Origin of the sequence: Psychrobacillus sp. PGGUH221, assembly GCF_042055255.1 — a bacterium.
In the GTDB taxonomy this organism is placed as follows: domain Bacteria; phylum Bacillota; class Bacilli; order Bacillales_A; family Planococcaceae; genus Psychrobacillus.
Genome location: NZ_JAQMHQ010000008.1, coordinates 105,877 through 119,114 on the forward strand (window position 1 = coordinate 105,877; position 13,238 = coordinate 119,114).

At 32.5% G+C, this 13,238-nt stretch carries 11 protein-coding genes and 1 riboswitch; of the genes, 9 read left to right on the top strand and 2 right to left on the bottom strand.

From position 1 onward, the window contains the following. Nucleotides 1-226: 226 nt before the first annotated feature. From PGC35_RS14420 to PGC35_RS14450, 7 genes are all read left to right on the top strand, one after another. Nucleotides 227-715, top strand: coding sequence for a helix-turn-helix domain-containing protein (locus PGC35_RS14420; RefSeq protein ID WP_375219665.1), 489 nt, complete (start codon nt 227-229; stop codon nt 713-715). A 76-nt stretch (nt 716-791) separates the two neighbouring features. Next, nucleotides 792-1,298 (top strand): hypothetical protein, encoded by a 507-nt coding sequence (locus tag PGC35_RS14425; RefSeq protein ID WP_375219666.1) that lies wholly within the window; start codon nt 792-794, stop codon nt 1,296-1,298. A 232-nt stretch (nt 1,299-1,530) separates the two neighbouring features. Beyond that, nucleotides 1,531-2,061 carry a tyrosine-type recombinase/integrase gene (locus PGC35_RS14430; RefSeq protein WP_375219667.1) on the top strand — a complete coding sequence of 177 codons (531 nt, stop codon included), beginning with the start codon at nt 1,531-1,533 and terminating at the stop codon, nt 2,059-2,061. A gap of 158 nt (nt 2,062-2,219) precedes the next feature. After that, nucleotides 2,220-3,011 (top strand): TnsA endonuclease N-terminal domain-containing protein, encoded by a 792-nt coding sequence (locus tag PGC35_RS14435; RefSeq protein WP_375219668.1) that lies wholly within the window; start codon nt 2,220-2,222, stop codon nt 3,009-3,011. A 16-nt stretch (nt 3,012-3,027) separates the two neighbouring features. Further along, nucleotides 3,028-5,154, top strand: coding sequence for a hypothetical protein (locus PGC35_RS14440; RefSeq protein WP_375219669.1), 2,127 nt, complete (start codon nt 3,028-3,030; stop codon nt 5,152-5,154). Between the two features lie 13 nt (nt 5,155-5,167). Then, complete coding sequence (locus tag PGC35_RS14445) at nt 5,168-6,649, top strand: ATP-binding protein (protein WP_375219670.1); 1,482 nt, start codon at nt 5,168-5,170, stop codon at nt 6,647-6,649. Next, nucleotides 6,642-8,150, top strand: coding sequence for a TnsD family Tn7-like transposition protein (locus tag PGC35_RS14450; protein ID WP_375219671.1), 1,509 nt, complete (start codon nt 6,642-6,644; stop codon nt 8,148-8,150). The genes PGC35_RS14445 and PGC35_RS14450 overlap by 8 nt, the downstream gene beginning before the upstream one ends. A 459-nt stretch (nt 8,151-8,609) precedes the next feature. Here PGC35_RS14450 and PGC35_RS14455 read toward each other — a convergent pair whose 3' ends face one another. Next, nucleotides 8,610-9,518 carry an HD-GYP domain-containing protein gene (locus PGC35_RS14455; RefSeq protein ID WP_375219672.1) on the bottom strand — a complete coding sequence of 303 codons (909 nt, stop codon included), beginning with the start codon at nt 9,516-9,518 and terminating at the stop codon, nt 8,610-8,612. After that, nucleotides 9,512-9,889 carry a response regulator gene (locus tag PGC35_RS14460; RefSeq protein WP_375219775.1) on the bottom strand — a complete coding sequence of 126 codons (378 nt, stop codon included), beginning with the start codon at nt 9,887-9,889 and terminating at the stop codon, nt 9,512-9,514. The genes PGC35_RS14455 and PGC35_RS14460 overlap by 7 nt, the downstream gene beginning before the upstream one ends. A gap of 65 nt (nt 9,890-9,954) precedes the next feature. Further along, a riboswitch (cyclic di-GMP riboswitch) is annotated at nt 9,955-10,041 on the bottom strand. A 329-nt stretch (nt 10,042-10,370) separates the two neighbouring features. On the opposite strand from PGC35_RS14460, the gene PGC35_RS14465 reads away from it, so the two are divergent. Together PGC35_RS14465 and PGC35_RS14470 are read left to right on the top strand one after the other, a co-directional pair. Then, nucleotides 10,371-12,893, top strand: coding sequence for an EAL domain-containing protein (locus PGC35_RS14465; protein WP_375219673.1), 2,523 nt, complete (start codon nt 10,371-10,373; stop codon nt 12,891-12,893). A gap of 164 nt (nt 12,894-13,057) precedes the next feature. Beyond that, on the top strand, nt 13,058-13,180 hold the full coding sequence (locus PGC35_RS14470; protein WP_375219674.1) for a hypothetical protein: 123 nt from the start codon (nt 13,058-13,060) through the stop codon (nt 13,178-13,180). The last annotated feature ends 58 nt before the right edge of the window (nt 13,181-13,238 follow it).

A 13,238-nucleotide genomic window follows, 5' to 3' on the forward strand; every position in this document is an offset into this window, starting at 1 on the left:
GCACAAAAGTATGAGTTAAGTGATAGTTCGAAAATGGCGTTTCAAAAAGTGGATTTAGTAATTTAAATACATTCCAGAAATTTATAATACTTATTAAAACTAAGATGCCAAAAATTTTAATATGCATTTTTATAAAAGTAAGAATAACTCAATTAATATTGGAAATTCTAACTTTAATGTTGACACATACACACACACGTGTGTATTATGTGTGTATAGGTATAAATTGGAGGTTAGAACAATTCTTACTACAAAAGAAATTAGCCAAATGCTTGGTGTTTCTGAAGAAACTGTTCGCAGATGGATTCGCACCAAAGAATTAAAAGCTATACAAGAGGGCAAGAGTTACCTTGTAGATAGAAATGATTTAAATCATTTCGTAAACAAAAAAGCAAAGGAGGGAACTGCTACTTCAATTGGAAAAATGGCATTATTATTACCAATAGTAGGAGGAGTAGTAGGAGGAGCGTCATCAGTTTCGAAATTTATTAAAATGATAAATTCTAAAGGTAATGAAAGTAATCCAGAAGTATTATCTAAACTTTCGAATAAATCAAATGCATATAATCAATCAATAGATGAAATTGATGAATACATTGCGACTTTAAAACGTCAAAAACAAAAGTTAGATTTGCAATATCAAATGGAAGTATTACAAATAGAAGAAGATATTGAAATGTATCAAAAAATAAGGAACGACCTTGAGGGAAAATAGTTTATAATTTAGAATTTTTAATCGTGTTAGTAAAACTAATATCAAAATACAAAAATAGAAGGAGCTGTATAGATTAATGGAAAATAAAAAAAAATTAAATATTATCAAGAATGCTGGGATAAATCAAAATAATTTAACAGGTGAGGATATCATTAAATTGATTGAATTACATCTAACAAATAAAATTGATAAGGAAGACTTAAAAGAGTTTCTAAAAGAAAGTAATGTTACTTATAAAACATTTATTGAAGGCTTAGGTGTTTTTGTAGACATCCATAAAGAGTCAAGTAACAAATATATTGAATCTTTGGATTACCGATTAAAGGACTTAATTAAGCAAGCAGAGAATGCTGAGACAGAGGAACTAAAAGAAAAACTTGATAAGAAAATTGATTCGATTCTGAATAGATTAAAAGAAGAAGCAGATGCGAATAGAACTCATTTCCAAAAAACTCTAATTGTTACGGCTGGTCTTGGTGCATCAGTTATCGGTGGAGCAATATTTTTAGCTACTCGCAATCCAGAATTATTTAAAAAGGGTGTAGAAATGATTGCTCAAGAATCTATAAAAAGAATCGTTTAATCCAAAGCAGTTTTTATAAGAATTTAAAGTGATATAAAAACGGGAAATTATCTACTTTACAAAATCCTGTTTTGTAAAGTACGAAATCCCTTTATATCACTGATTTTAATATTACTGATTTCATCAGAATTCTTGTACTTTCCAAAATGGGCCTGGTATAATAATTGTGTAAACTTATGGAAAGTAGGGTGGTATTATTAACGTTGTCAGTCCGATTCGGGAGAAGAAACAATTGGAAGCAGTAAAGGGATATCTACGAGGAAAAAACAAGAGAGATTTTTTATTATTTTCAGTCGGTATTTCGTCGGCATTGCGTATAAGTGATATTTTAAGTTTAAAGGTGAAACATCTTTGGGACGGTAAGAAGCCAGTAGAATATGTTGAGCTACATGAAAAGAAAACGAGTAAATATAAGAGATTTCCTGTAACACCTAATTTAAACAAGGCAATTAAAGAATATATGACAGAATATAATGGTCAACCTGATGACTTTTTGTTTGTAAGTAGAGTAGGACATAATAAGCCGATTACTCGTCAATATGCCAATATGATGTTAAAAAATGCATGTGATATGGTAGGAATTAAAGAGACGGTTAGTTCTCATAGTATGCGAAAAAGTTGGGGGTACTGGGCTTTTAAACAAGGAATATCGTTAGATTACATCTCTATTGCATTAAATCATCGATCCATTTCAGAAACCAAGAGATACCTTGGGTTGTTACAGGAAGATCTTGACAACATCTATTTACAAGTTAATTTATAGCAAAATGCATTCGTAAAAAGGGAGTTCCGTTAAAAAAAACGGACTACATTGCCCTTAGTACAGATGCATTTTTTTGTTGCCTAAAAACGGAATGAGAACCCTTAGATTATGAAAGACAGATTATCAAGAATCAAAAAATACAAGGGAGTTGGATGACTATGGAGGTAAATTCTTACTATGAGGCGAGTGCCAAAGTACAGAAATGGTTAAGGGAGGGACGTGGGCAAGGAATAGGTGTGGAATATATTCCATGGACAAAGACATCTGATTTTTCATCATTAGGTAGAGCAACAAGATTAAAAGGAACAAAAATTCCAAGAATTTATCATTTGCAATCCGATATCCAATATCGAGCGTTTCTACTTTTCGAATTTCAAAATTTTTTTGATGTTCGAGAATCATATCCTCTTCTCGACGTGATGGAGACTATTGATGCAAAAGAAAATTTAAGATTTGATAAGTTTCGTGATAAAGAGACGAATGAACCTTATGTCATAACGACGAATTTTCTCCTGACTTTGAAAGATTCAAGAGGCAAAGAAAAGTATATTGCTCGTACTGTAAAAAACACTTCTGAACTAAAAAGAAAAATTACTTGGGAGAAGCTTGAAATTGAGAGACGGTATTGGTCACAGAAAAACATTGATTGGAAGCTGATTACGGAGAAGGAGTTACCAAGGCAACTCGCTAAGAATCTGGAATGGGTAAGAGAAACTTTTTTTGAAGTTGAAATGGATAAGGAAGCTTTTTCTATAGAGTTGTTTAGGGAACTGCATCAAAATGGGGATCAACCAGTTAGTCTTATATTAAAGTCTTTTGATAAACAGAAAAAATTAGATAAGGGATCAGGTTTATTTCTATTTCGGTTCTTGATTGCCAAAAAAGAAATCCAAATAAATATGTATAAGGTAATAGATCTATCTTTATCATTTGATGATCTGCGAAATTAAGAAAGGGGATATATAAATGGAAATAATGGAAGGGATGTTTTTAGAAAACAAAGAAGATAAAATTTTGAGAGTGGTTTCATGTAATAGACTTTCTTCTATTATATATGTGATTGAAATAGATAGTGGGAGAAGGTTTCCGTATCCAATAGAAATGGATGTTATCACTTCTGCAATTCAACAAGGAGAAATGGTTGTAATTACAGATGATCCATTTGTTCGATATGTAGTAGAAGATGAACTTAGTGTTTCTGAGAAGCAACGACGGGACAAGGCTTGGAAGGTTGTGATGCATGTTCTGGAACAAATGGAGAATGAACAGCAAATGTTTCTAAATAAGTACAGGCAAAAAGCCATGAAAAACACAATGGCTGTTTTCCAGGTACAGTACAACACTGTGAAAGGATATTTAATTGAGTATTGGAGAGGTGGTAAAGAGAAGAATGGTTTATTACCAAAGTATTATCAATGTGGAGCAAGAGGAAGAGACAAAACGGTTGGTCTTAAAAAAAGAGGAAGACCGAAAAAATATGGTAATAGAAAAGGTATTAATATAAATGATGAAATCAAGAAATTCTTTAACATTGGTTTGAATCGTTATTATTATACAAGCAAACAAAATACTTTGAAGTTTGCGTATGAGATGACAATTAAAGACTTCTTCACTCAGCAGAAAGAAGAAGTAAATGGCGTTATTATCCCTATCATCCAAGAAGAAATCCCAACTTATCATCAATTTTTATACCATTACAGAAAAACCAATAACTTGAAGAACGAAATAACAAAGAGGAAGGGATCACGGATTTATTATCAACAATATCGCTCAATAATAGGGAATTCCACTCAAGATTCTGGGTTAGGGCCAGGGACTCTATGGCAAACAGATTCCACACCTTTATCTGTGACATGTGTCTCAAGTATAAATCGTACCATTTTGGTAGGAAACCCCCTGCTTCATATTGTTATGGATTGCTACTCCAGAATCATTGTAGGCTTCAGCTTATCATTCGAGTCATTGAACTCTTACAGTGGTGCAATGTCAGCATTGTTAATTAGTATGACTTCCAAAAGAAGTTATTGTGAAAAGTATGGTCTTGAAATAGGAAATACATGGGATATTGCATGCATTCCCCACAGAATCTTTACAGATCGGGGAGAGCTAAATGGAAAGCAAATTGAAAGTGCAATTGAAGGATTAGGTATATCTATACAAAATAGTTCTTCTTATAGACCAGATTTTAAAGGCCAGGTCGAACAAGCATTGAATCGTATAGAATTGCAAATCGGTTCACTTGTTGATGGGGCATCTGCAAGTAGGAAAAGAGTACGTGAACGTGGAGAAAGCGATGCACGATTAAAGGCAAATCTTACAATCGATGAACTCACAATCATTTTGATCAAATGCATTATTTTTCATAACAATCATCATGTACTTGAAGAATATGTGTTGACTGAAGAAATGGTAAGAGCGGGCGTAGAAAAAGTACCAAAAAGCATTTGGGAGTTTGGAGTAAAACATCATAAAGGAATTTTGCGTACATTACCTGAAGAGGTAATAAAATTTCACCTAATGCCAGAATATACCGCATCAATTACGGCAAGGGGTGTAAAGTTCAAACAAATGTATTACGCTTCGGAATTTAGCTTAAAAAATAATTGGTTTGAATCTGCAAGGATGAATGGAAATAAAAGAATCAAGATAAAGGTGGATGTACGTGATATGACTGAAATCTATACCATAAATGAAGAAGGTAAACAGCACACATTAAAACTAATAGATCAGTATGAAAAATATAGAGGGAAATCGATAGAAGAGGTTGAGCAAATTATTGTATTTGAAAAAGAAATGGAAACAAAAAGTAAACAAAAAGAGCTTCAAGAGAAAATGAAACTGTTTAATGAAGTGGAAGAAATCATGCATGAAGTCAGAAAAAGTGCCGAAGAAGAACGGGATGTGAATATAAGTAAAAGTAGGCGTATAAAGGGTATAAAGGAAAATCGAAAGGAAGAAAGAGAATTACAGCGTGCATTACTGAAAGAAGAAAAAGAAGTTGAAGAACTTGAGGCTTTAGATGATTCAGCAATTGAAGAAATAAAAGATGACGATGATGAATTAGCTATATTTAGAAATTTGAAAAATGAATAAGAGGTGAATCTAATTGGCACAAAAAATCTATCTTCCGAATGGAATGGAGGCAATACAAGCCGAATATAACACCTTTCCTCTCGAAGAGTTTAATCAAAATCCATTCATCCAGGCATTGCCACTGTTGGCTGATAAGACAACAATCATAAAGAAGCTTGCGGTAGAGCCTTCTTTTTCAGAAAGTGAACGGGATATGGATAGTATATATCGCCTTCATATGGTTGAAAGGCTTTATCAGTTTTATCAGCCACTCCCAATCCATTTGGATATTTGGGATATGATTCATAGCTTACTGATTCAGGGGTATTTAGCAAGGAATCCATTTGATATAGATTATAGACGATACCAAAATGAGTCAGGTAAGCAGATTATTAATCGCTCATATGAGATTAATACCAGACTCAACTTTCGAACAACTGCAGGCTGTGGGACTCTTATTGGTTTTTCTGGTATGGGTAAAACTACAAGCACAAATAGAGTACTCAGCAATTTCCCTCAAATTATTGTTCATAATGAATATAATGCTCAGAATTTCAACCACATTCAAGTTGTATGGTTAAAGTTGGATGCCCCGAGTACGGTCTCGTTGAAAGCTTTATGCTTGCAGTTTTTCATGAAAGTAGATGAATTACTTGGCACGAACAACTATAAGAAATATGTTTCGAGAAACGCTTCGGTGGATATGATGTTACCCCTAATTGGACAACTTGCTCAAAATATTGGACTCGGTTTACTAATTATTGATGAAATCCAAAACATAAAAAAGCGTGGTGCAGATCAAATCATGAATTTTTTTGTGAGTCTTATTAATTCTGGAGTGAACCTTGCTATTATTGGTACACCAGGAGCATATGCATTATTTGGAAATGAATTGAGAATTGCACGCAGGGTAACAGGAAATGCAGAAATTATTTTTAATAATATGGATTTAAACAATGAATTCAAACTCTTATTGGAATCAATATGGAAATATCAATGGACAAAAACTTATACTCCTCTTTCCGATGAAATAATAAGCGTTTTTTACCATCATACACAAGGAATATCAGACCTCGTCGTTAAGCTTTTTATATTCACTCAGAAGATGGTAATAAAGAATAAGAAAGAGCATTTTGATGTGGAAGATATTCGTAGGTGTGCTGAGGATAATTTTAAATTAATGGAACCTATGTTGGATGCAATCCGCTCGGATAATCCATATAAAATAGCTAAATATGAAGATATTAGAAGAATAGAAAAGACCTCTATTGAAACTGGAGAACACAAAACACGTAAGATATCAGATGAAGAGAACCTTAAAGCAGAAGTTAACAATAAATTAGTTGATATATCTACGAAAGAGAAAAAATCCAAAAGATTAGCTTATGAAGAGGAAGACTTGAGATTGCTCTTGAAAAAAGGAGTGGAAGAAGAAAAGTCACCCTATGAGTTACTCTTAGAAAATGGTTGGATTGATGATATGGCACATTGGAATGAGGATTCAGCATATGATTAACTTTCTACCAACTGTTTATGAAGATGAATTACTCTATAGTGTATTTGCTCGATATAAAAGAATGTGTGGAATGCTCAGTAATGAGGCACTAATTAACGATCTGTTTGGAAGTCATATTATCCAGAGATCAATATTTTTCCCCCAACATATTAATGCGTTCGTAAGCAATCTAACGCCACTATCAAAGTTTACAGCAAAAGAAATAATAATGAAAAATACGATGCTTCCATTTTTTTCAGCTTTTTTATCTGAAGAGAAAACCAAAAGAGTTTATACAAATATGGTAGATGGTTGTGGTAGAGGAATTGAGACAATTATTGGTTTTGGAGGAAGCAAGGTGAATATCCAAACTTATTTGAGATATTGTCCTATTTGTTTTCAAGAAGATATGGTGAAAAAGGGTGAAAGTTATTGGCGGAGAGTACATCAAATTGTTGGTGTAATGTACTGTAGAAAACATAGGGTACGCTTAAAAGACAGTTCAGTATTAAGTACAGCCAATGCACTAAATTTTATATGTGCAGATGAAGACGTTTGTAATGAGAATGTCCTAACAGATAACTTTTCAACAAAAGTAAAGGAGCTGAACATCCAATATATCAAAGCATCTGAACAATTATTGTGGGGAAATTATCAAAGGAAGGATCTTCAATTTATTATTCGATTCTATATTGATAAATTAAGGGATAGGGGTTTTGCTTCTAAACAAGGAAGTTTGTATATAAATGAAGTGCAAAAACGTTTTTTACAGTACTATCCAACTGAATATTTAAAGATTATGCAAAGCACAGTCGATCCTTTAAAAGAAACGAACTGGTTAAGGTTATTTGTTAGGAACAATAACAAGAATAGAAGTCCCTTAAGACATCTGTTGTATCTTCAATTTCTTGGTGTCAGTGTGGATAAGTTTTTTTGTGAGGATAGAGTTGAGGGAAAGAAAACTACTGATATAAAGCATCTTCCGCTCTTTGAAATCGAGGAGATGAGAGAAAAATGGTTGATTTTATTGAAAGAAAACCCAGAGGCAAATCGAAGTCAACTGAAAACGAAGGGAAAAGGATTACATACGTGGATATTTAGACACGATCGGGAATGGTATGAAAAAGTTACACCGAGAGTTAAAACCAGTATGCGAAAAACAAATGATTCAGAATGGGAGGAACGTGATAAGGAATGTTTGAAACTCGCTAAACAAGCAGTAGAACGAATAATGAATGAACAAGGTAAGCCAATTAGAGTAACCCCTTTAAGTATCAGAAGGACAGTAGGGGAAAGAAGTTGGTTTAATAATGAAAGGTTGAAAGAAACACATCAATTTATGCGAGAAGCAAAAGAAGAAATAAATGAATTCCGCATTAGAAAAATTAAATGGGCAATTGATGAATTGAATAAATGCAATGAAAGAATTACGGCATATAAGATCCAAAGATTTGTGGGTTTTGGTGGAGAACAAAGAGAAGTAAGGATATTAATTGATAAGGTATTAAAGGAACATTATTAAAAAGTGAAGGTCATGAAGAATTGTCTTTTAAGAAATTGCCAATTTTTCATGGCCTTATTTTATTGAGTTCTTATTAAATATACTGAGTCAGAAAAATTTTTATATCTAATTGTCAGAGTTTCTACCTTTCACAATCACCATGAATTAGCTATTCATAAAACTTTAAAATTTCACCAGGGAGAAGAATATCATCTATTACAAGAGGAACAGCAATTATATGTAATATTATAATCCACTGTTTAACAGTCTTTTGTTTTACTTGTGCCAATACATTGAAATCTTACATATTCTCTATTTACCTCAACAAATAAACGAAACCTATGTTACCAACTCCAACGTAGCAATAATAAACACAGGCTCAATTTACCCAGTTTTTTACCTTAAACCCCGAATTTCATATAAAAAGAAATTAGTTAAAATAAAACACGTTTGAGTATTTTACTCAAGCGTGTTTTCGTGTTATTTATCTTTATCAAATAAACTTAGAAATACGTCAACGACTTCAGGGTCGAATTGTGTACTCTTATTTTTACGAATTTCGTTTAGAGTATATTCAATATCAAGTTCTTTCTCTCTATATACACGTTTAGAAGTCATGGCATCAAACGTATCAGCAACAGCAACAATTCGAGCAACTAATGGTATTTGATTACCTTGTAATCCAGTTGGATAACCTTTCCCGTCAAAACGCTCGTGGTGATAAAGTACAATATCTAAAACTCCATTATTATGAAAACTTTCAACGTGCTTTATGATGTCATACCCAATCTTTGGGTGTGTCTTGATGAGCTCATATTCATCATTCGTTAGCTTTCCAGGTTTGGTAAGTATGTTCTCAGGAATACCAATTTTTCCGATATCGTGTAGAAGCCCTCCTATGTGAATGATATTGCATAAATCTTTCGACAGCTTCATCTTTTCAGCTATTTCTACAGCGTATCTTGCAACGTTTTCGGAATGATGTAGTGTATAAGTATCTCTTGAATCTAAAGCGTTCGCAAGGGCTTTTGTCAACTCTAAATTATCTTCTTTCACTTTTTGAACATTCTTCATTAATCCAACTGATATAAAGGTAATTAAAAGATAGTTAAGTATATAAATGATAAAACTCAAGAAATTATCTGTCGCATCTGGTATAAGGAAAAATCTACAGGAAACGACTATAATGGTAAAAAAGATTAAAAACCAAGTAGATTTGTTATAAAAACCAATACCTAAAAATAGAACTGAAAAAATATAAAGTATAAAAAAATGACTTCCATTTTGAAGAAAAAAACTGTTTAATATCACACTTCCTATTAAAAGAATAAAAAAACCATAGCGAAAGTATAAAGGATGACTCAACCATTTATTAAATATATTTACCATGAATCCTCTAAGTCTCCTAACAAAGTATTTACTATTGAAACTAAATTATGAAAATAGGGTTTAACTACAAAGTCTTTTGCTCCGATTATTAGTGTTTCTTTAATTATGGATTGCTGTCCTCCTAATGCAGTACACATAACAACTTTTGCATGTGGGTCTATTTTTATTATTTCTTTTAGTGCATCAATTCCATTAAGCAATGGCATTGTAATATCCATTATTACAATATCTGGTGAATGTATCTTGTACATATCAATTGCTTGTAAACCGTTATCTGCTTCAATTATTTCATTAAAGTTGGCTTCATTTAAAATCTTTTTTAAATAACTCCTCATAAAACGAGAATCATCTACAAGTAGAATGTTCAATATAAACAACCTTTCACTAAATTTAGGCAAATTAGGAAAGATAAATATTAAATAATACAGGAAGTATTCCTGGCAACCAGGCTACCATGACGACTATGCGTTTTAGGCCCTTGGCTTTGCGTCTTTTACTTTCGTAAAATTTGCCCTTGTTTATATTAACATATCAAACAATGTCGAGAAATAGCGAAATTTGTAAATAAATAATAGTGTAGCTAATCTTCTTGTTGAAGCTCCTTTTGTTGAACTTAAAGATCTAATAAAGGAGGGTGGTTGAAGAAGTATTTACACATTGGAAGAATAAGTACGAATTTAAAGATATTCAATTCTGATTAGCTTTTAATGACATATTTTTGGCATTATTCAAGATATTCTTGCTAATAGTAGGTTATAAATAATAAATATGGTAAAATACTAATATTATAATCGTTTTATTTGAATATTCGTAATAAGGTCTTTAGGATCAAAAAGGTAAGGAGTTTATTCCATGAAGAAGCATATAGATAATGATATTTTTTACCGCTCTTTATTTGAGCATAACCCAGATATAGTGCTTTATTTAGATAGAGAAAGTGTTATTGCTAAAGCAAATCAAAATCTCTCAAAAGTGATAGGTTATTCGGTTGAGGAATTTTCGGTTACACCATTTTCCAAGTATTTACTGAAGAATGAACAGGATAATTATCAGAAAAATTTCTTAGAAGTCCTTAACGGAGAACCAAGAAGTATGGAATCTTTCTTTATACATAACAACGGGATGAGCATTCCGATTCATATTAAACTGATTCCTGCGATTGTAGGGGGTAAAGTAACTGGTGCTTTCGGAATTATAAAAGATAAATCTGAAGCTCAAAAAATTGAAAATAGTTTAATGGAGTCGGAGACGAAATTTAGAGCTATTGTGGAAGAAGCATTGGTAGGTGTCTATATCTTAATGGATAACAATCTTCTATATGGTAATCCATACTATCATCAACTACTCGGAACTAAGTACCCTGACGGCAAGTTCAATATTACTAATTATGTCCATCCTGAAGATAGAGATGAACTCCAATCCGACTTTGATTCGTTAAAAGAAGGAGAAGAAGGAATAAGACATTATTGTCGTGTAATTCGTAAAGATGGATCTGAGATAAGAGTCGAAGCACATTCCAAATTAATTTATATAGATAGAGATCCAATAATTTTGGGTACAATTATAGATATTACAGAGAGAGAAGAAACTTGGCAGAAGATCAACTTTCTTGCATACTATGACCAATTGACAGAGTTACCAAATCGAAAATCCTTTGAAGAAACCTTGGAAAAGGAATTAGTAATTGCTAAAACGTTAAATCAGAAGTTGGCAATTATGTATCTTGATTTGGATAGATTTAAATATACAAATGATACACTCGGTCATCGTGTTGGAGATGAGTTATTGAAAGCTATTTCTAAACGCCTTCAGATAGTACTGGGAGATAAACATCAACTGTTTAGGATAAGCGGTGATGAGTTTGCAATCATTTCTCCTAATTGTATAAACATCAGCACGGCAATTGAAATAGCAAATCAAATTATTAGTTCAATGGAAGAACAATTTGTCATTGGTCAATTTAAACTTTTTATGACGACAAGCATTGGAATCAGTCTTTATCCGACTGATGGTGAGGATTCAATTTCTCTCATGAAAAAAGCAGATACAGCACTAAATATCGCAAAAGGAGAAGGGAAAAATACATTCAAAGTTTTTTCTTCCACAATGGATATCCGAACATTTAGAACTTTTAAGTTAGGATCTGACATTCGTTTAGCACTTGAAGAGGATCAATTAGAGTATTACTTTCAGCCAAAGGTAAGCACAGAGAATAATAAAATAATAGGAGCTGAAGCGTTAATAAGATGGAATCATCCAGAATGGGGAATACTATCACCAAACGAGTTTCTTCCGATTATTGAAGAAAATGGGTTAATAGCTGAAGTGGGCATTAAAATGAATTTGAAGGTAGCCAAACAAATCAAAGCTTGGCAAGAAATGGGCTTACCGCAAATTCCCATTTCGGTGAATTTATCAGCAAAACGATTTTTGGATAAAAACCTTGTAAGTAATTTTCAGGAGATTTTAGCCGAGACAAAACTCGATCCTGAGTTTATAGAAATAGAAATTACGGAGACTTCTATGTTAGAAAATGAGAAAATTGTGTTGACGACACTAAATGATCTCATTAGAACGGGAATAACTATTTCCTTAGATGACTTTGGTACAGGATACTCTTCACTTTCTTACCTAACCAAGTTTAAAAAATATATCAATACTTTAAAAATTGATCGTTCTTTTATAACCCGCTTAAATTCCGATGAAGAGAATGAATCTAACTTGATAACTCAAACCATGATTAAACTTGCAGAAAGCTTGAAGATGAACGTTGTAGCCGAAGGAGTCGAAACTTATGAACAATATCATCTTTTAGAGCAAATGGGATGTAAGATTGTTCAGGGATATTTATTTTCAAAGCCTCTACCAGCTACTGAATTTGAAGAATTATTAAAAATTGGGACAATTGATTTACCTAATGTTCCTAAATTAGATAATCGAACATTAGAGGAAAAAAGAAAGTTTTTTAGAGTGCCTCTTCATTTTCCGCTCAGTGGCTCAATGACTCTTACAAGAATCAATGGTCGGACAGTGGATGTAGGAAAAACGATAATATTAATTGAAGATATTGGAATTGGTGGGCTTCGCTTTTTAACAGATTTAAAACTTACGGTTAATCCTAATATCATTTTTGAATTAGAGACTTACTTATTTGGAGAGACTATAAAACTACTTGGCTCTATTGTCTGGATGAGCGAAATAAAACCTGATATTTATCAATATGGCTTAGAATATGCCATTGATGAAAGCGAACGTGCTGAAATTACACCAATTTTAAATAAGCTTGTTATAAAGCTTCGCAAAGCCCCTTTAGTCCCTGACTGTAGTTTTGTAACTGAGGATCGTTATACTTATATAAAAAAATTACGTACATAATACTACAGGGGATAAACCATAGGTATAAGGTAGTAGGTTGTGGGCCAGTTAATATTCCAAACGAAAACAAAATTGATTTAGCTGATAAACTAAAAGATATCTATGGTGGAGATTATATTGATCACCCTCGATTTGCAAAATTAGCAGAAAAGAATAATATTACGATGAAAGATTTTTTAAATGGTGAAGCAGAGTCAACTGCCTTTGAAGAAAAGAAGTATGTTCAAATTCATCATTCATCATTACGTAAAGTAAACATGATGAATTCAATCTTAGAGAAGGTATAAGATAAAAGCTTAAAGACAAATTCTAAATGGTATAAAATTTATGGTTTGACACCACAAG